21 protein-coding genes and 1 tRNA gene are annotated in these 26,076 nt (G+C 65.3%); 8 read left to right on the plus strand and 14 right to left on the minus strand.

The genetic code is table 11. The annotated features are described in order from the left end of the window. Positions 1-309 precede the first annotated feature (309 nt). The gene (locus J8I26_RS21810) at positions 310-2,664 is read right to left on the minus strand and encodes a Tex family protein (RefSeq protein WP_209609223.1); all 2,355 of its coding nucleotides are present in this window, start codon (positions 2,662-2,664) and stop codon (positions 310-312) included. 182 nt (positions 2,665-2,846) lie between these two features. Between J8I26_RS21810 and pth the strand changes: the two genes are divergently transcribed. Further along, on the plus strand, positions 2,847-3,425 hold the full coding sequence (gene pth / locus J8I26_RS21815) for an aminoacyl-tRNA hydrolase (RefSeq protein ID WP_209609224.1): 579 nt from the start codon (positions 2,847-2,849) through the stop codon (positions 3,423-3,425). A gap of 152 nt (positions 3,426-3,577) precedes the next feature. On the opposite strand, the gene J8I26_RS21820 is transcribed toward pth, so the two are convergent. Together J8I26_RS21820 and J8I26_RS21825 are read right to left on the minus strand one after the other, a co-directional pair. Then, on the minus strand, positions 3,578-4,348 hold the full coding sequence (locus J8I26_RS21820) for a DsbC family protein (RefSeq protein WP_209609225.1): 771 nt from the start codon (positions 4,346-4,348) through the stop codon (positions 3,578-3,580). Between the two features lie 179 nt (positions 4,349-4,527). After that, a complete protein-coding gene (locus J8I26_RS21825; RefSeq protein WP_209609226.1) occupies positions 4,528-5,760 on the minus strand; it encodes a UbiH/UbiF family hydroxylase in 1,233 nt (410 codons plus the stop codon). Positions 5,761-5,845: 85 nt separating this feature from the next. Between J8I26_RS21825 and J8I26_RS21830 the strand changes: the two genes are divergently transcribed. Both J8I26_RS21830 and J8I26_RS21835 read left to right on the plus strand, forming a co-directional pair. After that, positions 5,846-5,921, plus strand: a tRNA-Phe gene (locus tag J8I26_RS21830). 592 nt (positions 5,922-6,513) lie between these two features. Then, on the plus strand, positions 6,514-8,526 hold the full coding sequence (locus J8I26_RS21835; protein WP_209609227.1) for an acyltransferase family protein: 2,013 nt from the start codon (positions 6,514-6,516) through the stop codon (positions 8,524-8,526). 67 nt (positions 8,527-8,593) lie between these two features. Here J8I26_RS21835 and J8I26_RS21840 read toward each other — a convergent pair whose 3' ends face one another. The 3 genes from J8I26_RS21840 to mqo form a co-directional block, all read right to left on the minus strand. After that, positions 8,594-9,304 (minus strand): OmpA family protein, encoded by a 711-nt coding sequence (locus J8I26_RS21840; RefSeq protein ID WP_209609228.1) that lies wholly within the window; start codon positions 9,302-9,304, stop codon positions 8,594-8,596. 9 nt (positions 9,305-9,313) lie between these two features. After that, positions 9,314-10,009: a hypothetical protein gene (locus J8I26_RS21845; protein ID WP_209609229.1), complete on the minus strand. Its 696-nt coding sequence runs from the start codon at positions 10,007-10,009 to the stop codon at positions 9,314-9,316. A 275-nt stretch (positions 10,010-10,284) separates the two neighbouring features. Then, a complete protein-coding gene (gene mqo, locus J8I26_RS21850) occupies positions 10,285-11,934 on the minus strand; it encodes a malate dehydrogenase (quinone) (protein WP_209609230.1) in 1,650 nt (549 codons plus the stop codon). A 473-nt stretch (positions 11,935-12,407) separates the two neighbouring features. Between mqo and cheD the strand changes: the two genes are divergently transcribed. Continuing rightward, positions 12,408-13,019, plus strand: coding sequence for a chemoreceptor glutamine deamidase CheD (gene cheD / locus J8I26_RS21855; RefSeq protein WP_209609231.1), 612 nt, complete (start codon positions 12,408-12,410; stop codon positions 13,017-13,019). A 120-nt stretch (positions 13,020-13,139) separates the two neighbouring features. Continuing rightward, a complete protein-coding gene (locus J8I26_RS21860; protein WP_209609232.1) occupies positions 13,140-13,289 on the plus strand; it encodes a hypothetical protein in 150 nt (49 codons plus the stop codon). 120 nt (positions 13,290-13,409) lie between these two features. On the opposite strand, the gene otnI is transcribed toward J8I26_RS21860, so the two are convergent. The 6 genes from otnI to J8I26_RS21890 form a co-directional block, all read right to left on the minus strand. Continuing rightward, entirely contained in the window at positions 13,410-14,213 is an 804-nt protein-coding gene (gene otnI, locus J8I26_RS21865) for a 2-oxo-tetronate isomerase (protein WP_209609233.1), read from the minus strand. A 172-nt stretch (positions 14,214-14,385) separates the two neighbouring features. After that, positions 14,386-15,699, minus strand: a complete 1,314-nt coding sequence (locus tag J8I26_RS21870) for an MFS transporter (RefSeq protein ID WP_209609234.1) — start codon at positions 15,697-15,699, stop codon at positions 14,386-14,388. A gap of 316 nt (positions 15,700-16,015) precedes the next feature. Further along, complete coding sequence (locus J8I26_RS21875) at positions 16,016-16,654, minus strand: aldolase (protein ID WP_209609235.1); 639 nt, start codon at positions 16,652-16,654, stop codon at positions 16,016-16,018. Continuing rightward, positions 16,651-17,937 carry a 3-oxo-tetronate kinase gene (otnK, locus tag J8I26_RS21880; RefSeq protein ID WP_209609236.1) on the minus strand — a complete coding sequence of 429 codons (1,287 nt, stop codon included), beginning with the start codon at positions 17,935-17,937 and terminating at the stop codon, positions 16,651-16,653. The genes J8I26_RS21875 and otnK overlap by 4 nt, the downstream gene beginning before the upstream one ends. A 31-nt stretch (positions 17,938-17,968) precedes the next feature. Next, on the minus strand, positions 17,969-18,865 hold the full coding sequence (ltnD, locus tag J8I26_RS21885; RefSeq protein ID WP_209609237.1) for an L-threonate dehydrogenase: 897 nt from the start codon (positions 18,863-18,865) through the stop codon (positions 17,969-17,971). A 133-nt stretch (positions 18,866-18,998) separates the two neighbouring features. Then, on the minus strand, positions 18,999-19,700 hold the full coding sequence (locus tag J8I26_RS21890) for a FadR/GntR family transcriptional regulator (RefSeq protein WP_209609238.1): 702 nt from the start codon (positions 19,698-19,700) through the stop codon (positions 18,999-19,001). A gap of 348 nt (positions 19,701-20,048) precedes the next feature. Between J8I26_RS21890 and J8I26_RS21895 the strand changes: the two genes are divergently transcribed. After that, entirely contained in the window at positions 20,049-21,008 is a 960-nt protein-coding gene (locus J8I26_RS21895; RefSeq protein WP_209609243.1) for a 5'-nucleotidase, read from the plus strand. Positions 21,009-21,038: 30 nt separating this feature from the next. On the opposite strand, the gene J8I26_RS21900 is transcribed toward J8I26_RS21895, so the two are convergent. Both J8I26_RS21900 and J8I26_RS21905 read right to left on the minus strand, forming a co-directional pair. Further along, positions 21,039-21,614 (minus strand): pyridoxamine 5'-phosphate oxidase family protein, encoded by a 576-nt coding sequence (locus J8I26_RS21900; RefSeq protein ID WP_209609239.1) that lies wholly within the window; start codon positions 21,612-21,614, stop codon positions 21,039-21,041. A 9-nt stretch (positions 21,615-21,623) separates the two neighbouring features. Further along, on the minus strand, positions 21,624-22,856 hold the full coding sequence (locus J8I26_RS21905) for an MFS transporter (protein ID WP_209609240.1): 1,233 nt from the start codon (positions 22,854-22,856) through the stop codon (positions 21,624-21,626). A 129-nt stretch (positions 22,857-22,985) separates the two neighbouring features. On the opposite strand from J8I26_RS21905, the gene J8I26_RS21910 reads away from it, so the two are divergent. Continuing rightward, positions 22,986-23,783 carry a helix-turn-helix transcriptional regulator gene (locus J8I26_RS21910; protein ID WP_209609241.1) on the plus strand — a complete coding sequence of 266 codons (798 nt, stop codon included), beginning with the start codon at positions 22,986-22,988 and terminating at the stop codon, positions 23,781-23,783. Between the two features lie 41 nt (positions 23,784-23,824). Beyond that, positions 23,825-25,375 carry a CYTH and CHAD domain-containing protein gene (locus J8I26_RS21915; RefSeq protein ID WP_209609242.1) on the plus strand — a complete coding sequence of 517 codons (1,551 nt, stop codon included), beginning with the start codon at positions 23,825-23,827 and terminating at the stop codon, positions 25,373-25,375. The last annotated feature ends 701 nt before the right edge of the window (positions 25,376-26,076 follow it).

Genomic DNA, 26,076 nt, shown 5'->3' on the forward strand with positions numbered 1-26,076 from the left:
TGAACCACGCTGGGTTCCTGCCTTCGCAGGAACGACACTTAGGTGGTGAGCAAAACCTCTGCAGGCTCAAGCACCCCATTACCTATCACCCTGCGAAAGCAGCGACCCGGTGACGTTTGTCATGCCCCGACAACCGCTGAACCACGCTGGGTTCCTGCCTTCGCAGGAACGACACTTAGGTGGTGAGCAAAACCTCTGCAGGCTCAAGCACCCCCGCTACCTGTCGTCCCTGCGAAAGCAGGGACCCAGTGTCGTTCGCAGCGCGTCAACGACCGGCAGCCGAGACGGCTCTCGCCGTCATTGCCCGCATCAGCCCTTCAGCTTGGCGAACGCCGCCGCCATCGCATTGTTGGCCGGCGCCTGCTCGCGGCCGCGCTGGTTCTGGTGCTGCGACAGGCGGCGCGCGTCGTTGCGGTCGCCGCGCTGCTCATTGCGCGCGCCCGGCGCCGGCGCGGTGTCGTTCAGGCGCATGGTCAGGGCGATACGCTTGCGCTTCTCGTCCACTTCCAGCACCTTCACCTTGACCACCTGGCCGGCCTTGACCACGGTGTGCGGATCCTTGACGAAGGTGTTCGACAGCGCCGAGATGTGCACCAGGCCGTCCTGGTGCACGCCGATGTCGACGAAGGCGCCGAAGGCGGCGACGTTGGTCACCACGCCTTCCAGGATCATGTCCGGACGCAGGTCCTTGATCTCCTCCACGCCTTCCTTGAAGGTGGCGGTGGTGAATTCAGGACGCGGGTCGCGGCCCGGCTTGTCCAGTTCCTTCAGGATGTCGGTGACGGTGGGCACGCCGAACTTCTCATCCGCATACTTGGCCGGCGACAGGCCCTTCAACAGCGAAGTCTGGCCGACCACGCTCTTCACGTCCTTCTTGATGTCAGCCAGGATCTTCTCCACCAGCGGATAGGATTCCGGGTGCACTGCGGAGGCGTCCAGCGGGTTCTCGCCGTTCATCACGCGCAGGAAGCCGGCGGCTTGTTCAAAGGTCTTCTCGCCCAGGCGCGGCACGTCGCGCAGCGACGCGCGCGATGCAAACATGCCCTTCATGTCACGGTAGGAGACGATGCTCTGCGCCACGCTGGCGTTCAAGCCCGATACGCGCGCCAGGAGCGGCGCGGAGGCGGTGTTGACGTCCACGCCCACGGCGTTCACGCAGTCTTCCACCACGGCGTCCAGCGAGCGCGCCAGCTGGGTCTGGCTGACGTCGTGCTGATATTGACCGACGCCGATCGACTTCGGATCAATCTTGACCAGCTCGGCCAGCGGATCCTGCAGGCGGCGTGCGATCGAGACCGCGCCGCGCAGCGACACGTCCAGCTCCGGCAATTCCTTGGAGGCGAACTCGGAGGCCGAGTACACCGAGGCGCCGGCTTCCGACACCACGATCTTGGTCAGCTTCAGTTCGGGGCGCAGCTTGATCAGGTCCTGCGCCAGCTTGTCGGTCTCGCGCGAGCCGGTGCCGTTGCCGATCGAGATCAGCGACACCTGGTACTTCTCCGCCAGCTGCGACAGCGTGTGCAGCGAGCCATGCCAGTCGTTGCGCGGCTGGTGCGGGTAGATGGTATCGGTGGCCACGACCTTGCCGGTGGCGTCGACGATGGCGACCTTGACGCCGGTGCGCAGGCCAGGATCCAGGCCCATGGTGGCGCGTGGGCCGGCCGGCGCGGCCAGCAGCAGGTCCTTCAGGTTGCGGGCGAAGACGTTGATGGCTTCAGCCTCGGCTTCTTCGCGCAGCTTGGTCATCAGTTCGGTTTCCAGGTGCATGAACACCTTCACGCGCCAGGCCCAGCGCACGGTGTCGGTCAGCCACTTGTCGGCGGCGCGGCCCTTGGCCGACACGCCGAAGCGCGCGGCGATGCGGCTCTCGCAGGGGTTGTGCGGGGCGTCCCACTTGGGCTTTTCTTCTTCGGTGTCCAGGCGCAGCGTGACGTTGAGCATCTCTTCGCGGCGACCGCGGAACAGCGCCAGCGCACGGTGCGAGGGGATGGTGCCGATGGTTTCGGAGTAGTCAAAGTAGTCGGCGAACTTCTCGCCGGCGTCCTGCTTGCCGTCGACCACCTTGGACTCGACCACGCCGTGGTCGGTCAGGTATTCGCGCAGGCTTTGCAGCAGCGCGGCGTCTTCCGAGAAGCGCTCCATCAGGATCTGGCGCGCGCCGTCCAGCGCGGCCTTGGTGTCGGCCACGCCGGGGTTGTTGTCGCCCTCGGCGGTGGTGAAGGCTTCGCGGATGTACTTGGCGGCTTCTTCTTCCGGGTTCAGCGTAGGGTCGTTCAGCAGCGCATCGGCCAGCGCGGTCAGTCCGGCTTCGACGGCGATCTGGGCCTTGGTGCGGCGCTTGGGCTTGTAGGGCAGGTAGAGGTCTTCCAGGCGGGTCTTGTCTTCCGCGTGGGTGACGGCGTCCAGCAGCTCCGGCGTCATCTTGCCCTGCTCTTCGATCGAGGAAATGATCGCGGCGCGGCGCGACTCCAGTTCGCGCAGGTAGCGCAGGCGCTCTTCCAGCAGACGCAGTTGGATGTCGTCCAGGCCGCCGGTCACTTCCTTACGGTAGCGGGCGATGAAGGGGACGGTCGCACCTTCGTCCAGCAAGGCGATGGCGGCAGCGACCTGAACCGGCTTGGCGGCGAGTTCAAGGGCGAGTCGTTGTTCGATAGAAGGCAGCATGGTGAAACCCAGTCAACAGTAAAAAAGGTAATGCAAAGAAAAACAAGCGTTGGATGATACGCAATTCAACCGCACGCGCCAATCTTGACAAGCTGCGGCGGATTGGACGCGGGACGGCAAACTCGGGATAATCGCGGCTTTGCGACCCGATTCGTCGCGGCATTTCTGTCCATTCTTGCAACATGTCCATCCGTCTGATCGTCGGCCTCGGCAACCCCGGCCCTGAATATGAACAAACCCGGCACAACGCCGGCTTCTGGCTGGTCGACAACCTGGCCGGGCCGGTGCGCCTGACGCGCGAGGCGCGCTTCAACGCGCTGGCGCTCAAGACCCAGGTCTCCGGCAACGAGGTCTGGCTGCTGGAGCCGCAAACCTACATGAACCGCTCCGGCCAGTCGGTGGGCGCGCTGGCGCGCTTCTACAAGATTGCGCCGGAAGAAGTGCTGGTGGTGCACGACGAGCTGGACCTGGCGCCAGGCGTGGCGCGCATCAAGAAAGGCGGCTCCTCGGGCGGCCACAACGGCCTGAAGGACATCACCGCCGCGCTGGGCACCCAGGATTACTGGCGCCTGCGCCTGGGCATCGGCCATCCGCGCACGCTGGGCCTGCAGCAACCGGTGGCGGACTTCGTGCTGCACCGTCCGCGCAAGGAAGAACAAACGCTGATCAACGAGGCGCTGGACAAGAGCCTGAACGTGATCCCGCTGCTGTGCCAGGGCAAGTTCGAAGCGGCGATGATGGAGCTGCATACCGGGAAATGATGCGGAGGACGTCGAGGTCTGTGTTGCGGTGAATGCTGCGCCGGCGGCGTCATGTGGCACGGTCTTGCGCGCCATCCCGATCGGAACAGATTAGAACAAATGAACCAAAGAAAAAGGGGCGCCCGCCATGCGAGCGCCCCTTTTTTGCGTGCTTACTTCAGCGAGGAGAGCTTCTGCTCCAGGCCCTTCGCGTCAACCGCGCCGGGAATGCGCGAGCCGTCGGTGAAGAAGATGGTCGGCGTGCCGGTGACCTTCAGCTTCTGGCCCAGCGCCAGCACTTCCTCATGCGGCGCACTGCAGGCGGTCTGCGCGGCCGGGGCTTCCTTGCCGTTGAGCATCCAGTCGTTCCAGGCGCGGCTCGGATTAGGCGCGCACCAGATGTTGCGCGACTTGACGATGGAGTCCGGCGACAGGATGTTGTACTGGAAGGTGTAGATGGTCAGGTTGTCGACTTCCTGCAAGGTCTTGTGTAGGCGCTTGCAGTAGATGCAGTTCGGATCTTCGAAGATCGCAATCACGCGCTTGCCGTTGCCCTTGACGGTCTTGATCGCTTTATCCAGCGGCAGGCCGGAGAACGGCACCTGGTTGATGGACTCGATCTTTTCCTTGGTCAGGTCGCGGTAGGTCTGCGAGTCGACCACGCGGCCGATGAACAGGTACTGCGCCTTGGCGTCGGTATAGATGACGTCGCCGTCGATCTGGATTTCGTACAGGCCGGAGTACGGCGTCTTGGTCACGGCGTCAACCTTGGCGTCCTTGCCCAGGCGCGGCTCGATCAGTTTCTTGATGGTGGCTTCGGTGCTGTCGGCGGCTTCGGCCTGGGCGTGCGCGGAGACGCCGACGATGGTCGACGCCAGCAGCAGCGCCGCCATGCTGAAACGACGCAGGTTACGTGCCGCAGCGGCGGTCAGAGTTTTATTCATGCTTGTCCTGATTCAAATCAAACGCCAGGGCAATGTTCGCCGGGGCGGCCCGAAAGCCGCGCCAGGACTGCCTTGGCGGTCACCTCATGGGAATTGTTTATTGGATGGCGCAATGCGCTGGCGCGCGGCAAACCACCAGACGCCCGCCAGACGCATACCTTACCTCAAATCGGCCGCAATCACTTGCCCAGCGCATGCGCGATCAGCCGACGCTTTAAGACAGGCAGGCGGTTGACCAGGTTCATTCCGATATTGCGCACCAGGCGCAACGGCTCGGCTTCTGTCGAAAAAATGCGATTCAACCCGTCGGTGGCGACCTGCATCAGCAACACTTCCTCCTTGCGGGCGCGCGCGTAGCGACGCAGCACGCGACCGTCGCCGCAATCGTATTGGGGCTCGCGGTTGACCAGCGTGTCGATCAGCGCGGCGACGTCGCCGAAGCCCAGGTTCATGCCATGCCCGGCCATCGGGTGTACCACATGAGCGGCGTCGCCGATCAGGGCCACGCGCTGGTCGATCATCGCGTGCGGCTTGATCAGGCGCAGCGGGAAGGACTTGGCCACCTCCGGCTGCAAGGGCGTCAGCGCGCCCAGCACCGGCTCGGCCCATTGCGCCAGGCGCGCCGCCAGCTCCGACAGCGGCAGGCGCAGCAGTTGCTCCGCCAGCGCCTGCGGCGCCGACCACACCAGCGAGACGCGCTCGCCCGGCAGCGGCAGCAGCGCGATGACGCCGTCGGTCGGGCTGAACCATTGATAGGCCACGCCCAGGTGCGCCTTCTCGCAGCTGAAATTGGTGACGATGGCTTGCTGGCCGTAGGAGCGGTAATCCAGGCCGATGTCGCACTGCCCGCGCACCCAGGAATTGGCGCCGTCCGCGCCCACCACCAGCGACGCCGAGATGGCCTGGCCCGACTCCAGCGTCAGCGTGGCCGCATCCATTGAGGCCGACAGCGCGGTAGCCCGACCCTGCACCACGCGCACGTTGGGCGCAAAGCGCAGCGCGGCGTCCAGCGCCTGGTCCAGGTTGCGGTCTTCGATGATCCAGGCCAAGGCATTGGTGCGCGCGGCATAGGCATCGAAGCTGAGGAAGCCGGCCTGCGCGCTCTCGGCCAGGCCGTCGCCATGCACCGTCATGTTGTCCACCGGCGCGATGCGATCGGCATCCATCGCCTCCCACACCCGCACCGACGACAACAGGCGATGCGCGGTATGGTTCAGCGCGTAGACCCGCACGTCCCAGCTGGCCTCGTCACGGGCGGCGGGCCGCGCGGGCGGCGCCAGCAGCGTCACCTTGAAGCCGGCCTGCGCCAGCCCGAGCGCCGCGGTCTTGCCGACGGCTCCGTCGCCGACGATGCAGATATCGGTACCGGCCGCAGCCGGCGAAGAGGTGTGATGTTGTGCGGTGGATGTCATGGGATCGAATTATAAACGGGCCCCGAAAACTATTTTTCAAAAAGCCCTTGCATAATTTTTTTACGCTGCTATACTTCTCCGTCTTGGCCTGGTAGCTCAGTTGGTAGAGCAGAGGATTGAAAATCCTTGTGTCGGTGGTTCGATTCCGCCCCGGGCCACCAAGATGTATCAGAAAAGGCAGCAACGCACACGCGTCGCTGCCTTTTTTGTTTTCTGCGCCCGGTCGGCGATCCTGTTTCCCGCTCGTCGTCACCGGCGAAATCTTTGCGCGCGCAACGGCGCAAGGCCACCTGCGCGTATCCGCCTGCGGCAAGACCCCCTTGGTTGCCAGCCAGGCTAGCCCTCCCCCGACATCCCCGCCTGCAAATCAGCAACACTTCCTTTACACACAGGCCCGAAGACGCAAAACCAAGTAAAATCTGCCCCGCCAAACTGCAGGACGGACGTCGTTTTCTCATCGATTGCGAATCGTAATGCCGGTCGGATGGAACATCCTTGTCAGCGCCTCATCGCGCCGTCGACCGTCGGATTCAATGTGAAACGCCGACCTTTGGGTTGGCGTTTTGCATTTCAAGCCGCAAACAAATGCGCCGTCTGAAGGCGCATCCGGCTTGTTTTGTCTGGAATCAATCGAGCATCGCGCCGGCACGTGACCGGCAAGGGAGGCGCGCCTGAGGGGTCAGGCGCGGCCTGCCGTCGGTGCCGCTTTGCGCCGCCCAGGGGCCGGCGCGCAAGAAATGGGGGCGGGGGATCATGAAACACAACGAACCGGCGCAGGGGCGCGAGACGCCGTTCGCCTATCGCGCCGACATCGACGGGCTGCGGGCCATCGCCATCCTCAGCGTGGTTGCGTTTCACGCCTTTCCAAGCATGCTGCCGGGCGGCTTCGTCGGCGTCGATATCTTCTTCGTCATCTCCGGCTTCCTGATTTCGTCGATCATCTTCCGCGGCCTGGAGAAGGACAAATTCTCCTTTGGCGACTTCTATGTGCATCGCATCCGCCGCATCTTCCCCGCGCTGATCGTGGTGCTGACGGCCTGCTTCGTGTTCGGCTGGTTCTCCCTGCTGCCGGAGGAATACAAGCAGCTGGGCAAACACATGGCCGCCGGCGCCGGCTTCATCCAGAACTTCGTGCTGTGGAAGGAGTCGGGCTATTTCGACGTCGAGTCCGACATGAAGCCGCTGCTGCACCTGTGGTCGCTCTCCGTCGAGGAACAGTTCTATCTGCTGTACCCGCTGCTGGTGTGGGCCATCTGGCGCGCGAAGATGAGCGTGCGCGCCATGATCCTGCTGCTGATGGCGGCATCCTTCGCGCTGAACCTGTGGTGGATACAGGAAGACCCGGTGCGCACCTTCTACCTTCCAATCACGCGCGTGTGGGAATTGCTGGCCGGCGCCGTCTGCGCGCTGGTCGCATTGCGCGCCGGCGGCATGCCGATGCCGCGCCTGTGCGCCGACGATGCACGCAACCGCAACGTCCTCTCGGTACTGGGCTTGCTGCTGATCGTGGTCGCCATCGCGATCATCGACCGCACCCGCCTGTTCCCCGGCTGGTGGGCGCTGCTGCCGGTGACCGGCGCGGCGCTGCTGGTGCTGAGCGGGCCGCAGGCCTGGGTCAACCGGCATCTGCTGGCAAACCCCGTGATGGTCTGGGTCGGCCTGATCAGCTATCCCCTCTACCTCTGGCATTGGCCGCTGCTGTCGTTCACCCACATCCTGACGCCGACCGCGCCATCGCCCGGCGCGCGCGCTGCGGCGGTGGCGCTGAGCTTCCTGCTGGCCTGGCTGACCTACCGCCTGCTGGAACGCCCGATACGCTTCAGCAACAAGTCCTGGCTGGTGCCGGCCGCGCTGGTGCTGCTGCTGACGATCAACGGCTTTGCCGGCTTCAACGACTTCCACCGCAATGGCCTGTCCTTCCGGCTGCCGACCAATATCAAGCAGGAACCCGTCTTCGCCGGCAACACCGACACCATCTGCGAAAGCGCCGACGGCGCCGGCCTCGAATTCTGCCGCCAGTCGCGCGCGGGAAAACCCACGGTGTTCATCCTCGGCGACTCGCACGCCTGGCACCTGTTCCAGGGCCTGGCCTCGGCCGCCGAGGCCACCGGCGACATTGTCGCGATACGCGCCGTGGGCGCCTGCATGGGCTTCTCCGGCATCTCCTCCGACACCAAGCGCAGCGACTGCGCACCCGCCAAGGCGCGCATCGCGTCGGCGGCGGAAAACGACAGCGTCGATACCGTGGTCATCTCGGCCCGCTGGGACATGTACTTCAAGCAGCTGCCGCAGGAAAGCTTCGAGCGCGCCATCCGCGACACCTTGACCAGCCTGGGCCAGCGGCGCAAGCACATCGTCTTCGTGATGGATATCCCCATTCTCGACTTCCACCCCAAGTATTGCCTGGACATCCACCTGCCGCTGCGCCCCAACATCTCGGCCATGGGCACCTGCGCCGTCGCCCAACACACATTTGAGGAGCAGTCGGGCCGCTATCGCGAGGTCGTGATGGGTATCCTGAAGGACTTCCCCGACGTCGATGTCTACGACAGCGCCGCCAAGCTATGTCACGACAAGCTGTGCTGGGCCATGAAGGACGGCGAGTTGCTCTACCGCGACTACGACCACCTGTCGCAGGTCGGCTCGGATTACATCGCCAAATCGCTGTGGCCGGTGATTCAGCACCGGCCCATCGGCGCCCGGCCGGCAAGGCCGATGCGCGCGGCGAGCCCCGTCGACGAACCGGCCGGCCGCAGCGCCACCTGACAAAAAAAGCCGACCATCTCCGGTCGGCTTTTTTCTTGGTGGCTGCCCTGAATTCACTGCAATGACATCACTGCCGCTGCTCGACGCCATTCACGAAGCGCAGCTCCACCCGACGGTTGCGCTCGTCGCCCGGATCCACGCCCGGCAGCGGCTGCGAATCACCGTAGCCGGCCACGATCACGCGTCGGGACGCTTCACGGTCGGCGCGGCCGATCAACAGCAGGCGGGCTTCGCGCGCGCGGGCCGCCGATAACGTGAAGTTGTCATCGTAGACCGTGCAGAAGGCGCGCACATCGGTCACCGGCGCCTTCACCGGCTTGTCGTCGGTATGGCCTTCAACGTAGATGCGGCCGTTCTTGAACTGCGTGAGGTATTCCGCAATCCGGTTCTCGACCTTGGCGAAGGCGTCGCGCGCCTGCGGCTCGATGCAGGCGCTGCCGCGGCGAAAAGCGCCTTCCTTCAGGGTGATCTTGCCGGTGTCGGCATCGACGCTGACGAAGCGCGCCGCACCGGCCTGCGCCAGGGCGGACTTCATCTCGCCCAGGATCGAAGCCACCTGCTCGCGCGGCGCCTCCACCAACTGCACCGTCTGCACGGTCTCGACCACGTCCTGGCGGCGCGGCGTCTCTGCGTCCTTGCGTGCCGCCTCGCGCAGCGGCGCGGCCGCTCCGGATGCCGGCGCCCGCGCCAGCGATACCGCCAGCATCACCAACACGACCGCCGTCACGGCAGCCATCAGGTTGGCGACGACCATCCATACATTCGAACTGTGCTTCATCGCCCGCCCTCAACCCGCCACGCCGTCGCGACGGGAAGCCAAGGCGTGCAAGGCCTCCAGCAGCTCGGCATGGCGCACATGGTTGCGCTGCGCCTCGCCCTGCTGCAGGGCCAGCACGGCGTTGCCGGACTGGGTCAAGGCTTCGATCAACTGCTGCCGCTCGGCGGCCTCCTTCTCGGCAGCTTGCGCCGCGCGCGCCCGCAGGATATTGGCGCTCCAGTTCAGGCGCGCCTGCGCGGTCGGGAAGGCGATGGCCCAGATCTTCAGGAACAGGAAGGCGACGATGCCCCAGCTCGCGATGCGGAACTTGCCGCCCAGCGCATCCATGATCGGATTCAGGCTGGCGACCGCGTCAGCGCGACCGTTCAGCAAGCCGGCCGCATCGCTGAGCGCAATGCCCAGGCCGATGAAGGTGCCGAGCAGGCCGAACACCAACAAGAGGCCTGGCAAGGCCTCCGCCCAGCGTTCGGGTGCGGTGGCCACGGCCTGACTGAGCTCCTCGGGCGTGGCGTGAACAGCGGCGGCGCCCTCGCCTTCGAGCGCGGCCAGGCGTTGTTGCCAGTTGCCGGCGTGAGCAGCCCGGCGCAACAGCAGCGGAACGGCGACGATCGCCGCCAGAAAGACCAGGCCGAAAATCAGCTGCAAGGCGCCGAACGCCGATCCATCCAGCTGCGGCAGCAAGAACCACCAGACCGACTTACCCATGGCTGGCCACCATGCCGCGTTGATTTTCTCTCGCGCCCCCGCGCGCACCGGACTTCACCATCGTATTCACCCCTGTGTTGTGTTGTCGTCCCCTGCCGAAGCGGCGTACCAGCTGCTGCATGCCCCGGCCTGTGAAGTGGCAAGACTAACAGAAGAGCTCAGGCCGATCAGCCCTGCTGCTTGATTCCCGCAAAAATAAAACAGCCACAAAAAAGGGCTGCCCCACGGCAGCCCTTCTGATCCAGCTTGACCTGCGGCAACTCAGTGCGCAGGCATTACAGCGCCATGTCGGCAGCGGCGTTCGTCTTCGGCTTGTTCATGCTGGCTTTGCCCCCGTCAGCCGGCGTCGCCTTGGGCACGATGGCCGGTGGCGGGGCCAGTTGCAGCACCTCGCTGGTGTAGGCCCATTCCTTGGCGACCTGGTCCGGGTGATCGTTCAGCTTGGTGCCGTAGCTGGGCACGATCTGGCGGATCTTCTGCTGCCATTCAGGCGTCGCGACCTTGGCCTTGAACACCTTCTCCAGCACGGTGAGCATGATGGGCGCGGCGGTCGAGGCGCCCGGGGAGGCGCCCAGCAGGCCGGCGATGCTGCCGTCGCCGGCGGCCACGATCTCGGTGCCCAGCTTCAGCACGCCGCCCTTCTGTTCATCGCGCTTGATGATCTGCACGCGCTGGCCGGCTTGCCACAGGCGCCAGTCTTCCTTCTTGGCTTCCGGGAAGTACTCCTTCAGCGCGGCGAAGCGCTGGTCGTCGGACTGCATCAGCTGGCCTGCCAGGTATTCCACCAACGGATATTCGGCCACGCCGACCTTCACCATCGGCCAGGCGTTATGCGTGGTGGTGGTGGAGAACAGGTCCCACAGCGAGCCTTCCTTCAGGAACTTCGTGGAGAAGGTGGCGAAGGGGCCAAACAGGATCACGCGCTTGCCGTCCAGCACGCGGGTGTCCAGGTGCGGCACCGACATCGGCGGCGCGCCTACCGACGCCTTGCCGTAGGCCTTGGCCAGGTGGCGCTCGGCCACGGCCGGGTTGTCGGTCACCAGGAACGAGCCGCCCACCGGGAAGCCGGCGTATTCGCGCGCCTCCGGAATGCCGGACTTTTGCAGCAGCTTCAACGCGCCGCCGCCGGCGCCGATGAAGACGAACTTGGCGTCAGTCTGGGTGGTGCTGCCGTCCTTCAGGTTCTTGTAGCCGATGCGCCAGGTGCCGTCGGCGTTGCGGGTGATGTCCTGCACTTCGCTGGAGAGCTGCAGGCCGAAGTTGGGACGGGTCTGCAAGTAGGCGGCGAACTGGCGGGTGATCTCGCCGAAGTTGACGTCGGTGCCCAGCGGGGTCCAGGTGGCGGCCAGCTTTTGCTGGGGGTCGCGCCCTTCCATCATCAGCGGCACCCACTTCCTGATCTGCGCGTGGTCTTCCGAATACTGCATGCCGGCGAACAGCGGGCTGGCCTGCAGCGCCTCATAGCGCTTCTTCAGGTAGGCCACGTTGTCGTCGCCCCAGATGAAGCTCATGTGCGGAGTGGAGTTGATGAACGAGCGCGGATTCTTCAGCACGCCGTTCTTCACCTGCCAGGCCCAGAACTGGCGCGAGATCTGGAAGGCTTCGTTGATCTCGATGGCCTTGGCGATTTCGATCTTGCCTTCCTTGTTCTCGGGGGTGTAGTTCAGTTCGGCCAGCGCCGAGTGGCCGGTGCCGGCGTTGTTCCAGCCGTTGGAGCTTTCCTTGGCCACGCCGTCCAAGCGCTCGACCATTTCCATCGACCAGCCCGGTTCCAGCTCGTTGAGCCAGACCGCCAGCGTGGCGCTCATGATGCCGCCGCCGATCAGCAGCACGTCGACCTTCTTGACGTCGGCCGCATGGGACGCTGGCGAGACGACCAGCGTAAAAACGAATCCCAGCATGGCCAGGAAGGATTTTTTCAACATTGTGTAATCCATGTGTGATGAAAGGGTCCGGTCGCGCCGCGCGCCAACAAACCGACGCAGCGGCGAAAGTGTGTGCTTTCGTCGCCGTCGCGTAAGGCTGCGTGGACGTGGGATTTGCGGCAAGCGGCGCGGGGCCGGATTCAACTGGCCTTCCGGTTCCTGTCTCCGGCATTTGGGGCAATGCCTGTGCTGATCGTCTCCATCAGAGCGGACCGGGATGTGGCCATGTCGAGCGGCGCAGGGTAACACGCAGCGCTACCCACGGCGATTGCGGATATCCCTCATTTCCTTGCGCTCGGGCAAGGATTTGTTGCATTCGGCGTAAGGAAATCCCCGATACCGTGCAAACCCGGCGGCGGCGACAATCGCCTCATTCGTCAACACAGCAGCAAGCGATCCGCAGAAACCACCTCCGGCAGCCCCACGGCCGGCCCTGGAAGCAACCAATGCCGCACCAGCCGCAAGGACCCAGCATGCAAACCGTCACCCTCAAGCCGGAAAATTTCGCCTCCTACGTCTATCACGACCGCAATTTCAATTGCGATACCGCGAAGATCCTGCCCGGTGAGTACTACTACACCCACAACGACATGATGATCGTGACCGTGCTCGGCTCCTGCGTCTCGGCCTGCCTGCGCGACCGCGTTACCGGCATCGGCGGGATGAACCATTTCATGCTGCCCGACGGCGGCGGCGAAGCCGACAGCCCGGTCTCGGCCTCGATGCGCTACGGCACCTATGCCATGGAAGTGCTGATCAACGACGTGCTCAAGGCCGGCGCACGGCGCGAAAACCTGGAGTGCAAGGTGTTCGGCGGCGGCGCCGTGCTGCGCCACATGAACGCGCTCAACGTGGGCGAACGCAACGCCAAGTTCGTCAAGAGCTTCCTCTCGGCCGAGGGCATCCGCGTCGTGGCCGAGGATCTCAACGACATCTGGCCGCGCAAGGTGCATTTCTTCCCGCGCACCGGCAAGGTGCTGGTGAAGAAACTGAAGAATTCCAGCAATGAACTGATCACCAAGGAACGCGACTACGCCAGCAAGCTCTCGGCCAAGCCGGTGGGCGGCGAAGTCGACCTGTTCTGAGGCGCGATCTTTACCAGTGCAAATTATCGGCCAGCAAACCGCATGCCCGGAGCACAGTTTCCATCCGGCCGGTAGAATGGGGCGCATGGCCGCGCCCTCCGGCGCCGGCATGGGAAACCGATGAACGTCCCCGAACAGATCAATCTCATGTGCCGCCGCTGCGGCAGCAAAGAAGGCTTGCGCGCGCCGGCGTCGGCGCTGTGGCACTACGCCACCTGCATCAAGTGCCGCTACAAGCAGGCCGTCACCGAGCAGGTCAAGGCCGCCTGAAGCGGCGACGCCCCGGCAAGCCCGGCCCCACAAGCAAAAAGCGGAACGCCATGCGTTCCGCTTTTTTTTGCGCCGGCCGATGATGCGCCGGCATGCTCCCGCTTGTCGCGGGAACTGCGATCAGGCCTTCAGCTGGGTCAGGCCTTGGGCGGCAATCGCCTTCAGCCAGCCCAGGCCGGCCGAGGTGGCGCCGGCCGGGTTGTATTCGCAACCGATCCAGCCCTGGTAACCCAGCGTGTCGATCAGCTTCAGCAGGTAGGGATAGTTCAGTTCGCCGACGTCCGGCTCGTGGCGCTCGGGCACGCCGGCGATCTGGATGTGGCCGATGCCGGCCATGTCGCGCTTGAGCTTCACGGCAACATCGCCTTCGACGATCTGGCAGTGGTAGCAGTCGAACTGCACCTTCAGGTTCTCGGCGCCGATCTCGGCGCAGATGGCCTGGGCGTCATCCTGGCGGTTCAAGAAGAAGCCGGGGATGTTGCGCGTGTTGATCGGCTCGATCACCACGGTGAGGCCGGCCGACTCGGCCTGGTGCGCGGCGTAGGACAGGTTGTCCAGGTACACGGCGCGGTGCTTGGCGCGATCCTGCTCGGGCTTGATCAGGCCGGCCATCACGTGCAGCGTCTTGTTGCCGATCACGGAGGCGTACTTCAGCGCGGTGTCGATGCTGCGCTTGAATTCGTCCTCGCGGCCGGGCAGCGAAGCGATGCCGCGCTCGCCGGCGGCCCAGTCGCCCGGGGGCGCGTTGAACAGCGCCTGGGTCAGGCCGTTGGCGTCCAGGCGGGACTTGATTTCTTCAGGCGCGTAGTCGTACGGGAACAGGAATTCGACACCCGGGAAGCCGTCCTTCGCCGCAGCGGCGAAACGGTCCAGGAAGTCGTGCTCCACATACATCATGCTCAGGTTGGCGGCAAAACGCAGCATCGTGTTTCTCCTTGAATGGTGATGGTGGCCGGCACTGCCTTGCAGCCGTCGGCACGTTGAATATCAGGAACCTGTTTGCGGTCTCGCCGTAAGCGCAGACGAACCTCACGCTGAAACCGCAAACAGCTTCCGGACCTACCGGCACATTGCCGGCAGGCCCAGATACGACATATTACTTGTTCACGACGCTGGGCTTGGTGACCAGCGTTGCGATGGCGCCGACGATGAGCATCACGGCCAGCATGTACATGCCGGTGGCGTTGCTCTTGGTCAGGTCCTTGAAGTAACCGATCAGGTACGGGCTGACGAAGCCGGCCAGGTTGCCCACCGAGTTGATGGCGGCGATACCGACGGCAGCGGCCGCGCCCGACAGGAACGCGGTCGGCAGCGACCAGAACAGCGGTGCGCAGGTCAGCACGCCGGCGGCGGCCAGCGACAGCGAGGCGATCGAGATGGCGGTGTTGTCGGCGAACAAGGCGGCGCCGATGAAGCCCACGCAACCCATCATGGCCGGCACCACCAGGTGCCAACGACGCTCACGCTTCTTGTCGGCGCTGCGGCCGATCAGGTTCATGGCGATGATCGCGCAGCCGAACGGAATGGCCGACAGCAGGCCGATCTGCAGGTTGCCCACCACGCCGGTGGCCTTCACCAGGGTCGGCATCCACAGTGTCAGGCCGTATTGACCCATTACGAACGAGAAGTAGATCAGGCACATCAGCCACACGCGGCCGTCCTTGACGATGGCGCCAAAGCCGTGACCGCTTTCCTTGCCCTTCTGGTCGCCGTCGATATCGGCTTGCAGCACCTTCTTTTCGTCGTCGGTCAGCCACTTGGCGCTCTTGACGTCGTTGTCCAGGTAGAACAGGGTCACCAGGCCGATCAAAACGGCCGGGATCGCTTCGATCAGGAACATCCACTGCCAGCCTTCGAGGCCGCCGTTCTGGTGGAACGCGTCCATGATCCAGCCCGACAGCGGGTTGCCCAGGATGCCGGCGACCGGAATGCCCGACATGAACACCGCGATCACCTTGGCGCGGCGATGCGAAGGGAACCAGTAGGTCAGGTACAGGATGATGCCGGGGTAGAAGCCGGCTTCGGCCAGGCCCAGCAGGAAGCGCAGAATGTAGAACTGGGTCGCGTTCTGCACGAACATGAACACGGCCGACAGCAGGCCCCAGGTGATCATGATGCGGGCGATCCAGATGCGCGCGCCGACCTTGTGCATCAGGATGTTGGACGGCACTTCGAACAGGAAGTAACCGATGAAGAACAGGCCGGCGCCCAGGCCGAACACGGTTTCCGAGAAACCGAGGTCAACCGACATCTGCAGCTTGGCGAAGCCGACGTTGACGCGATCCAGGTAAGCGATCACGTAGCACAGCATCAGGAACGGCATGATGCGCCAGAAGACTTTCTTGTACAGGCCGTCCTTGGCCTGCTCGTTGGAGCCGGTTGCGACGCCGGCGTTGGTTGCGGTGGTCATGCTTCTACATCTCCCAAAGTAGGTATCGGCCGCTTGCGACGGCCGCTGGTTGCTTGGCGCCCGCTGGTCGGCGGGCAATTTATGGATTCAATATGGACGGGTGCGATCGGCTGGCGCGCATCGTCGCTCGCTGAGCGCGACGACGATGCATGAGGCGGGCATACGACTGCGTGGTCAAAATTGATCGTCCGGTCTTGTGCCGGCTCTGCTTTCCCCCGCGCGCGCGGCGTATGGCGCGTGCGGAAGACGCATGGCAAAAAGCGACGCCATGCGGGCGTTGTTGCGAACTGCAAATTGAGGCTTGCCTGCGTGAGACTTACCAGCGCGCCTTGAAGGTGTCGCGCAGTTCCTGCAGCGCGGACTCTTCCAGCGGAGCGACGTCGCCGCCGGCCAGGTGCCAGAGCTTGGCGGTTTCTTCCAGCTCCTCCAGCGCGAAGGCGGCCTTGGAGACCGAGCTTTCCCACACTACCGGACCGAGGCGCTCCAGCAGCACGCCGCGCACCTTGGTGGCGATCTTTGCCACCTGCTCGGCGACTTCGGCCGCGCCGGGGCGCGCGTACTTGATCAGCGGGATATGGCCGACCTTCATCACGTAATACGGCGTGATCGGCGGCAGCACGTCTTCGTCCTTCCACACGCCGTTGATGGTCAGGCTGACCAGGTGGGTGGAGTGGGTGTGCACGACCGCGTGCATCTCGGGATTGTTGTCGTAGACGGCGCGATGCAGCACCAGGGTCTTGGAGGGCTTGTCGCCCGAGACCCAGTTGCCGCCCGCGTCGACCTTAGAGATCGCGGCCGGATCGAGGAAACCGAGGCAGGCGTCGGTGGGCGTGATCAGCCAGCCGTCATCCAGGCGGGCGCTGATGTTGCCCGCCGAACCGACGGTGTAGCCGCGCTGGAACAGCGAGGCGCCGATGCGGCAGATCTCTTCGCGCAGCTTGGCTTCGACGCTCATGCCGGCTTCCCTTCGAGCACGCGCAGCGCCTTCTCGAAGAAATCGACGGTGCCGAAGTTGCCCGACTTCAGGGCCAGGGCGATCGGTTGCTCGTCCAGCGTGGCGGTGGCCGGCACGCCCGGATCGATCTGCGGGCCGATGCGCAGCGCGCGCACGTCCAGCGCCTGCACCACTGCGCCGGAGGTCTCGCCGCCGGCCACCACGAAGCGGCGCACACCGCGCTGCTTCAAGCCCGAGGCAATCGACGCCAGCGCCTGCTCGACCATGTGGCCGGCCTTGGCCACGCCCAGTTCCTTTTGCACCGCCTTGACTTCGTCAGGGGTGGCGGTGGCGTAGATCAGCACCGGTTCATTCTTGATGCGCTCGTCGGCGAAGGCCAGCGCCTGGGCCACCACGTCTTCGCCGCGGGCCAGCGCCAGCGGGTCGATGCGGAAGGCCGGACGAGTCGCTTTCCATTCGGCGACCTGGGCATTGGTGGCCTTGGAGGCGCTGCCTGCCAGCACGATCGCCAGACCGTCGACCTTGGGCAGCTGGGCCGCTTCGCCCACGGCGTGCAGCAGGCCGGCGCGACGGAAGTTCTCGGGCAGGCCCAGGGCCACGCCGGAACCGCCGGTGATCAGTTTCAGTTCGGCGCAGGCTTCGCCCAGGGTGAACAGGTCCTTGTCCGACACGGCGTCGGCAATGGCCATCTTCACGCCGTCGGCGCGCAGCGCGGTGAAGCGCTCCTGCACCGCCGCCGCGCCGCGGGCCACGGCGTCGTAGCGCACCAGGCCGACCTTGGATTCGGTCTGGCGCTGCAGCACGCGCACCAGGTTGGCGTCGGTCATCGGGGTCAGCGGATGGTTTTCCATGCCGGATTCATTCAACAGCGCGTCAGCCACGAACAGGTAGCCGCGGTAGATGGTGCGGCCGTTTTCCGGGAAGGCCGGGCAGGCGATGGTGAAGTCGGCGCCCAGTTCCTTCAACAGCGCGTCGGTCACCTGGCCGATGTTGCCGGCGTCGGTGGAGTCGAAGGTGGAGCAATACTTGAAGAAGAACTGCGTACAGCCCTGCTGCTGCAGCCAGCGCAGCGCGGCCAGCGATTGCTCGATGGCGTCGGCGGCCGGAATGGTGCGCGACTTCAGCGCGATCACCAGCGCATCCGCGGCCACGGCCGGCATCTGCTCGGGCACGCCGATGGTTTGTACGGTGCGCATGCCGCCGCGCACCAGCATGTTGGCCAGGTCGGTGGCGCCGGTGAAATCGTCGGCGATGCAACCGAGAAGAGGTTTGGCTTGTGACATGGTGGACTCCTGAATCTGTTCGGTGCTGTGCTTACTTGGCCTTGGCCGGCGGCAGGTCGATGCCCGGGAAGATCTTGATGACGGCCGAGTCGTCCTCGCCGCCGTGGCCGGCGGTGGAGGCCATCATGAACATCTGGTGGGCAGCGGCCGACAGCGGCAGCGGGAATTTGCTGCGGCGGGCGGTATCGAGCACCAGGCCCAGGTCCTTGACGAAGATGTCGACGGCCGACAGCGGGGTGTAGTCGCCGTTGAGGATGTGCGGCACGCGGTTCTCGAACATCCAGGAGTTGCCGGCGCTGTGGGTGATGACGTCGTACAGCGCGTCCGGGTTCACGCCTTCGCGCAGGCCCAGGGCCATGGCTTCGGCCGAAGCAGCGATGTGCACGCCGGCCAGCAGCTGGTTGATGATCTTGACCTTGGAGCCGATGCCGTGCGCGTTGCCCAGGCGGTAGACCTTGCCGGCCATGCCGGCCAGCACGTCTTCGATCTTGGCGTAGACCTCGTCGGGACCGGAGGTCATCATGGTCATCTCGCCCGAAGCCGCGCGCGCGGCGCCGCCGGAGACCGGCGCGTCCAGCAGCAGCAGGCCCTTTTCGCCCAGGCGCTTACCCAGTTCGATGGCGAAGTCCGGCGCCACGGTGGCGCTGGAGATGACCACGCTGCCCGGCTTGAGCGTGGAGACTACGCCGTTTTCGCCGAACAGCACGGTCTCGGTCTGGGCGGCGTTGACCACCAGGGTGATCACCACGTCGACCGCCTTGGCCAGTTCGGCCGGGTTGGCGCAGGCCACGCCGCCGGCGGCGGCGAACTTGTCCAGCGCTTCCTGGCGCACGTCACAGGCGTGCACATTGAAGCCGGCGCGCAGCAGCGAACCCGCCACGCCAAAACCCATCGCGCCCAAACCGATCACACCTACATTCCTGGACATAGTCGTCTCCACTCAGATGGCGCGCTGCACGGTCGTCGCGTTGTCGCGAGGCAGCCTGATGCGCCGGTTGATGATGTAACGCCGGCCCAAGCCGGCGTCGCTGTTCGTAAATCCTTGTTGTGCCTGGCCGGGCTCAGCTCTGGCCCTGGCTCAGGCGACGCGCCGCATTGAACATGTGCGTCTGCGCCGCGTTGCGCGCCGCCATCTCGTCGCCGGCGCGAATCGCCGCGACGATGGCTTCGTGCTCATCGCGCACCTGGCGCGAAAAATCTTCATAACGGGCTTCATTGCCGCGCGTGACCGCCGTGGCCGCCTCCAGATACTGCGAGAGGAACTCCAGCGTCTTGATGAAGTACGGATTGCGCGTGGCCTGGGCCAGCGCGCGGTGGAAGGCCACATCGGCCGCCACGCCGTCGCCGCCGTCGGCCACGTCATGGCCGATGCGCGCCAGCGCGGTCTCGATCGCCTCGATATCCTCGTCCGTGCGCCGCTTGGCCGCCTGCGCCGCCACTTCGGCCTCGATGGCGCGGCGCAGCTCGACGATCTGCAGCACCGCCTCGGGCGAACTCACTTCCGTGTAGTCAATGCGCAGCGGCTTGATGCCCGCCTGCTCCGTCACGAAAACGCCGCTGCCCTGGCGCGGTTCGACCACGCCTTCATGCTTCAGACGCGCGATTGCCTCGCGCACCACGGTGCGACTGACACCGAACTCCTGCGCCAACACCGCTTCGGTCGGCAATTTGCTGCCACGGGGGAAGGCGCCGCCATCGATGTTGTCCAGCAATTGCCTGGCAACAGTGTCGCTCAGCGCCTGTGCGGGGATCTTCTGAAACATGCTGTCTCGCGTCGTTATCGTAAGGTTATCCGGTCATCATACAAATTTATCCAAGGGTCGGCAACGCGATTTTTTCTCTTTACCGGGAGAAACAGACAACTATGGAAGAAGATAATTTGATTTAGGCGAAGTTGATGAGATATATGAATCAATTCGCTCCAGTCATCAAAATTTCATATAACTGAGCCGGCGACGAATTTTTACCTTTGCTGCCGCGCGGGCCGGCCCGCTTGGCGCATTGCGCGCCCGCCCGGCATCGCCGCGATGGCAGCCAACCAGTTCACGCCCCGGCCCGCCGCGCTCTACAATCACGCTTTGGCCCACTTCGGCTCAGCCACGACCACCTCCATGCCCTACGATCTCTCAGACAAACTCGTCATCGGAATTTCCTCGCGCGCGCTGTTCGACCTGGAGGCCGAAAATTCCATCTACGCTGAAAAGGGCGTGGAAGCCTATTCCAGCTACCAGCGCGCTCACGAGAACGACGCGCTGGAACCCGGCACCGCCTTCCCGCTGGTCAAGGCCCTGTTGAAATTGAACGAACTGATCCCCGAGCGCCGCCTGGTGGAAGTGGTGGTCATCTCGCGCAACACGCCCGACACCGGCCTGCGCGCCTTCAACGCCATCGCCGCCCACAAACTCGACATCAGCCGCGCGGCGTTCACCGGCGGCGGCCCGACCGCGCCGTACCTGAAGGCCTTCAAGATCGACCTGTTCCTCTCGCGCGATACCGGCGACGTGCAGGAAGCCATCGACGCCGGCGTTGCCGCGGCCCAGCTCTACACCGCACCAGTGGATTACAGCGCCCCGGAAAGCCAGATCCGCATCGCCTTCGACGGCGACGCCGTGCTGTTCTCGCCGGAGTCCGAACGCATCTTTGCCGAGAAGGGCCTGGAAGCCTTCGCCAAGCACGAGCAGCGCCACCGCAAGAAGGCAATGAAGGAAGGCCCGTTCGCCAAGCTGCTGCTGGCCCTCTCCGAGATCCAGAAGCAGTTCCCGCCCAAGGAATGCCCGGTGCGCATCGCCATCGTCACCGCGCGCAACAGCCCGGCGCACCAGCGCGTGATCCACACGCTGCGCACCTGGAACGTCAACGTCGACGAAGCCTTCTTCCTCGGCGGCCTGAAAAAAGCCGAAGTGCTGCAAGCCTTCGGCGCGCACATGTTCTTCGACGACCAGGAAGGCCACGTGGAAACCGCATCGGTGGTGGTGCCCTCGGGCCGCGTTCCCTACAAGGGCGGCCAGCTCACCGCCGCGCGCAAGGCCGGCGGCGCGGCCAAACCGGCGGCGCGCGCCGCCAAGCGCTGACAGAAAAATCTATCGTTGCAGCAATGAGGCTTACGGCGCCACCCAGTGCGCCGAGCCGCCGTCAGCCGGCAAGAACACCGCGCGCCGATGCGCCCCCGGCGAGATATCCAGATATTCGATGCGCGACAGGCTCACTGCCACCACCGCAAAGTTGACGTAACCGGCCGCAGGGTCGACGCCGGCCGGCACGTGCGCGGCTTCGGGCGTGCCTACCGGCGTGCCCGGTGCGTGAGGGGTCTGGTACAGGATCAGGGAATGCGGACGGTTGGCGGCCCAGGCGGCGCGTGTGAGCTCGTCATCGGCGTGGATCGTCGCCCGGCCTTCGATGCGGATCTGGCGAAAGTTGGGCAGGTCGCAGACCACCAGCGACAGCCGCGGGTCGCGTCGCAGCTCGGCCACCTTGGCCGAGCGCAGGTCGGTGTGCAGCAGCAGCGTGCCGGACGCACGGTCGATGCCGCGCAGCACCACGGTGCGCACCTGCGGCGCGCCGTCCAGGCCGACGCTGGCGAGCTGCCACATGGTAAAGGGCGACAGCCCCGGCCCGGCGCCTTCGGCCAGGCATTGCCAGAGGTGCTCTTCGATGTCGGCCAGGGTGGCGGGCTGCATGCGGTCCTTTCAATGCGGGTGCGGCGCGCCGATCACTCTGCCGGCGCGGCCCGCGAGCATACCAAAGAAACCCATCACCACCGAGATGGCGGCGGTTGCCGCCAGCACCAGGTTCCAGTCGCCGAGGGCGTCGTGCAGGCGCCCCATCAGCATCGGGCCGGCGGCGGCCATCAGGTAGCCCACGCATTGCGCCATGGCCGACAGCGACGCCGCCTGCTGCGGCGTGGACACGCGCATGCCGACAAACGCCAGGCCGAGGATGAACACCGCGCCGCTGCCGAAGCCGAACACCGGCACCCAGACGATGGCCAGGGACGGCCACACGATCAGCCCGAGCGCACCCACTACGCACATCGCCGCGGTGCCGCCGGCGATCAGGCGCTGGTCCTGCATGCGCCTGACCAGCGGCACCAGCAACAGACCGGCCACGGCGGACGAAAACTGCAGCAGGCCGTGCAGGTTGCCGGCCTCGACCGGGCCCTGGCCGTTGGCCACCAGCATCGACGGCAACCAGGCCGTCACCACGTAATAGACGAAGGAATTGGTGCCGAGGAACAGCGTCACCTGCCAGGCCAGCGCCGAGCTCCACACCGAACCCGACTTGGCCGGCGTGGCGGCCGGCGGCGTATGCCTGGCCAGCTGCGGCAGCCACGCCAGCATCGCCACCAGTGGCAGCACGATGAAGCTGGCCAGCGCCCACGACCAGCCGAGCCGTTCAGCCAGCGGCACGGCGCAGACCGAGCCCAGCGCCGAGGCGGTATTCATGGTCAGCCCGTAGATCGCGGTCAGGCGCGTCAAGTCGTGGGGAAAATCGCGCTTCAACAAGCTGGGCAGCAGCACATTGCCGCCGGCGATGCCGCCGCCGATGATGCAGGTGCCGATCAGCAAGGCCGCAGCCGAGCCGGTGGAACGCAGCGCGATGCCCAGCGCCACCAGCAGCATGGCCAGAAACAGCGTGCGCTCCAGCCCGACGCTGCGCGCCACCCAAGCCGACACCGGCGACAGCAGCGCGAAGCAGGCCAGCGGCAAGGTCAGCAGCAGGCCTGCGATGCCGGCGCTGAAGCCGAAGGCCTGCTGCAGCGATTCGATCAGCGGGCCGACGCCGGTCACCGGCGCGCGCAGGTTGGCGGCGATCAACAGGATGCCGAGGATGAGCCAGCCGGCGCCGACGACGGCGGGATGAGCGGGATGAGCGGGATGAGGGGTAGCCGCAGGAGTAGCGGCAGGAGTGCGTTCGGTCATGGTTCGATGTGAGCGAGATCAGGGACGATCAAGCTTACCCAATCAGGGGCCGCACGTATTTGGCTACAATGCCAGCATATTGCTAAAAACTGCCAATCGACCAACAGCCTGCCGTCGTCCCCAAAAACCATGCCCGCCCTGCACGCCTGCCTTGTCGACCATGACCCCGACCGCCTGTCTGCGCCGGTCACGGCCCTGCACGTGCATACCCGCGAGAGCGAGCGCGAGAAGCCCTTCCATACGCACCGGCGCGGGCAGCTGGTGGTGGCGCTGCACGGCGCGGTCACCTGCGAGACCTCGCAGGGCATGTGGATCGTGCCGCCGCAGTGCGGCGTGTGGATCCCGCCGGGCGTGGCGCACAGCAATCGCGTCACCGCCGACGGCCGGGTGTGCTTCCTGTTCGTCGATCCGGCGGCGGCCGCCATGCCGGGGGCGTGTTGCACGCTGGCGCTCAATGCGCTGCTGATCCAGATGATCCGCCACCTGGCCGACCAGCCGCAGGAATACGCGCCCGACAGCCGCACCGCGCGCCTGGCCGCAGTGCTGACCGAAGAGCTGGCGCACATGCAGGCGCAGAGCCTGCCGCTGCATCTGCCGGTGCCCGACAACTCGCGCCTGCGCGGCATCGCGCGCTGGCTGGCCGAGCATCCCGCCGACCGCAGCACGGTGGCCGACTGGAGCGCGCGCTGCGCCATGAGCGAACGCAGCTTCGCGCGCTTCGTGCAGGCCGAGACCGGCATGACCTTCGGTCGCTGGCGCCAGCAGTTCCACATCATGGTGGCGCTGCAGCAGCTGGCCTCGGGCGCGTCGGTGCAGCGTGTGTCACAGGAGCTCGGCTATGACTCGGTCAGCGCCTTCATCACCATGTTCAAGAAAACCCTGGGCAAGCCGCCGGCACGCTTCATCGCGGAACGACAGGCGACCTGACGCGGTCATCCCTTTATCCCACTCTTCCCTCCCCGCCCCTTATGGAAACCGAACTCAAACTCCTGCTCGATCCCGCCCACACCAAGGCTCTCATCAAGCATCCGCTGCTGGCCCGCCATGCGCTGGTCGCGCCACGCACCAAGGACCAGACCGGGGTCTACTTCGACACCGCCGGGCACGATTTCCGCAAGCACGACGCCGGCCTGCGCGTACGCCGCACCGGCAAGGAATACGTGCAGACGCTCAAGGCCGGCGGCGGCGTCAGCGGCGGCCTGCACCAGCGCAACGAGTGGGAATCCATCGTGGCCGGCGAGCAGCCCGACCTGGCCGTGCTGCACGAGATGGTGCCGGCCAACCACGCTTGGCGCGAGCGCATCCTGTCGCCGGAAGCGGCCGCGCGCATCCGCCCCATCTTTGCCACCCATATCAAGCGCATGCTGTGGGACCTGCAGCTCGATGACGGCGCCGAGGTCGAGTTCGTGCTCGACCAGGGTACGGTCGAGCACGGCCGGCTCAACGTCGCGGTATGCGAGATCGAGCTGGAGCTCAAGAGCGGCAGCCCGCTGGCGCTGTTCGACTTCGCGCTGGCGCTGATGCAGGACATCCCGCTGCGCATCGGCATCCAGAGCAAGGCCCAGCGCGGCTACACGCTGTACCACCAGGCGCAGCCGGAGACCGACACGACATCCGGCTCGGCCACCAAGGCCAGGCCGCTGCGGCTGTCGAAGAAGATGGGGCTGGAGCAGGCCTTCGGCGCCATCGTCGGCAACTGCATCGAACAGATCCAGGCCAACGACATCGCCGACGGCGATCCGCAGGACGTCGAACGCCTGCACCAGATGCGCGTGGGCGTGCGCCGTCTGCGTTCGGCCTTCACGTTGTTCCGTGACGTGATCCCGCTGCCGCAGTCGCTGGCGGCAGAGTTCGAATGGTTGTCGACGCGCATCGGCGCCGCGCGCGACTGGGACGTGCTGGCCGGCTCGACGCTGACCGCCCTGCCCGCCGACGCGCCCGCTGCCATCAACCTGAAGGCAGTGCAAGAGGCGGCGCGCAAACAGGCCACGGCCATGCACAAGGGCGCGGTCGAGGCCGTGGCATCGACGCGCTACACCGCGCTGGTGCTGCAGTTCGGCCGCTGGCTGCTGGGCGCGCAATGGCGTGACGGCATGGATGAACAGCAGCGGGCACAGCTATCGCAATCGCTGTCGCGCTTCGCGCGCGAGATGCTGCGCCACGACGAAAAGCGCATGAAAAAGCGCGGCCGCAAGATGGAAGAAGACCCGCGCTCGCGCCACCGCACCCGCATCGCCGCCAAGAAGATGCGCTACGACACCGAGTTCTTCCAGGCGCTGTACGGCGAAAAAAGCAGTCGTCCCTACCTCAAGGCGCTGTCGCGCCTGCAGGACCAGCTGGGCATGCTGAACGACATCGCCGTCGCCGGCGAACTGCTGGAACAACTGCGCGGCAAGCACCCCACACTGGCCGCCGGCATCGCCTACGCCAGCGGCTTTCTGGCCGGACAAGCCGGCGACGGACAAGCCAAGGCCAAGCGGCTGTGGAAGAAATGGAAGGAGCAGGACTTGCCGCAGTAAAGCGTTGCGCTCAGATCGGAGCGCTGGTTTCGATGCGCCATGCGCAGGCTTGTCCGATCTGAACCGGTATCGTCCATACGCTGCAAACGACGCTGGGTCCCTGCTTTCGCAGGGATGACGGATTGCGTGAGATAGCGAGCCTGCTTTTGTGTGAGCGCGGATGAAGCTTGAGTGACGGATACCGGCGCTGACGAAACGCGACGAACGACACTGGATCCCGGCCTGCGCCGGGATGACGGATTACATGAGATAGCGAGCCACTTTTGCAAGCACTGAAGAAGCTTGAGCGGCGGATGCCGGCGCTGACGAAGTGCGACGAACGACGCTGGATCCCGGCCTATGCCGGGATGACGGATTGCATGAGACAGCGAGCCGCTTTTGCAAGCACTGAAGAAGCTTGAGCGACGAATACCGGCGCTGACGAAGCACTACGAACGACACTGGATCCCGGCCTTCGTCGGGATGACGGATTGCGTGAGATAGCGAGCCGACACATCGATGCCGCAGGCGAGCAACAAGCATACGAGGCCGAAGGCGAGGAAGAAACAGCGCGATGCCGCAGGCGAGCTCCAATCCCGATGCCACAGGCGAGGCGGATGGCATTTCCCCTTGTGGGCCAGCCGTCGGAGTGCGCTGAAAAATGGATCAGCAAGGCAACCGGAGCGCAGCGACTTTGCCTTGCCCATTTTTCAGCGCGCTCC

It is taken from the genome of Herbaspirillum sp. LeCh32-8 (genome assembly GCF_017814915.1).
Classification (GTDB): domain Bacteria; phylum Pseudomonadota; class Gammaproteobacteria; order Burkholderiales; family Burkholderiaceae_D; genus Herbaspirillum.

Bases quoted from the DNA above. Each gene is read 5' to 3' on its own strand.
- otnI (WP_209609233.1), bottom strand. From the start codon at position 14,213: ATGCTGCGTTTTGCCGCCAACCTGAGCATGATGTATGTGGAGCACGAC.
- pth (WP_209609224.1), top strand. From the start codon at position 2,847: ATGTCCATCCGTCTGATCGTCGGCCTCGGCAACCCCGGCCCTGAATAT.
- J8I26_RS21840 (WP_209609228.1), bottom strand. From the start codon at position 9,304: ATGAAGCACAGTTCGAATGTATGGATGGTCGTCGCCAACCTGATGGCT.
- J8I26_RS21915 (WP_209609242.1), top strand. From the start codon at position 23,825: ATGGAAACCGAACTCAAACTCCTGCTCGATCCCGCCCACACCAAGGCT.
- J8I26_RS21875 (WP_209609235.1), bottom strand. From the start codon at position 16,654: ATGAGCGTCGAAGCCAAGCTGCGCGAAGAGATCTGCCGCATCGGCGCC.
- cheD (WP_209609231.1), top strand. From the start codon at position 12,408: ATGCAAACCGTCACCCTCAAGCCGGAAAATTTCGCCTCCTACGTCTAT.
- J8I26_RS21820 (WP_209609225.1), bottom strand. From the start codon at position 4,348: ATGAATAAAACTCTGACCGCCGCTGCGGCACGTAACCTGCGTCGTTTC.
- J8I26_RS21810 (WP_209609223.1), bottom strand. From the start codon at position 2,664: ATGCTGCCTTCTATCGAACAACGACTCGCCCTTGAACTCGCCGCCAAG.
- J8I26_RS21910 (WP_209609241.1), top strand. From the start codon at position 22,986: ATGCCCGCCCTGCACGCCTGCCTTGTCGACCATGACCCCGACCGCCTG.
- otnK (WP_209609236.1), bottom strand. From the start codon at position 17,937: ATGTCACAAGCCAAACCTCTTCTCGGTTGCATCGCCGACGATTTCACC.
- J8I26_RS21860 (WP_209609232.1), top strand. From the start codon at position 13,140: ATGAACGTCCCCGAACAGATCAATCTCATGTGCCGCCGCTGCGGCAGC.
- J8I26_RS21895 (WP_209609243.1), top strand. From the start codon at position 20,049: ATGCCCTACGATCTCTCAGACAAACTCGTCATCGGAATTTCCTCGCGC.
- J8I26_RS21870 (WP_209609234.1), bottom strand. From the start codon at position 15,699: ATGACCACCGCAACCAACGCCGGCGTCGCAACCGGCTCCAACGAGCAG.
- J8I26_RS21890 (WP_209609238.1), bottom strand. From the start codon at position 19,700: ATGTTTCAGAAGATCCCCGCACAGGCGCTGAGCGACACTGTTGCCAGG.
- J8I26_RS21845 (WP_209609229.1), bottom strand. From the start codon at position 10,009: ATGGGTAAGTCGGTCTGGTGGTTCTTGCTGCCGCAGCTGGATGGATCG.
- J8I26_RS21825 (WP_209609226.1), bottom strand. From the start codon at position 5,760: ATGACATCCACCGCACAACATCACACCTCTTCGCCGGCTGCGGCCGGT.
- mqo (WP_209609230.1), bottom strand. From the start codon at position 11,934: ATGTTGAAAAAATCCTTCCTGGCCATGCTGGGATTCGTTTTTACGCTG.
- J8I26_RS21835 (WP_209609227.1), top strand. From the start codon at position 6,514: ATGAAACACAACGAACCGGCGCAGGGGCGCGAGACGCCGTTCGCCTAT.
- J8I26_RS21900 (WP_209609239.1), bottom strand. From the start codon at position 21,614: ATGCAGCCCGCCACCCTGGCCGACATCGAAGAGCACCTCTGGCAATGC.
- J8I26_RS21905 (WP_209609240.1), bottom strand. From the start codon at position 22,856: ATGACCGAACGCACTCCTGCCGCTACTCCTGCGGCTACCCCTCATCCC.
- ltnD (WP_209609237.1), bottom strand. From the start codon at position 18,865: ATGTCCAGGAATGTAGGTGTGATCGGTTTGGGCGCGATGGGTTTTGGC.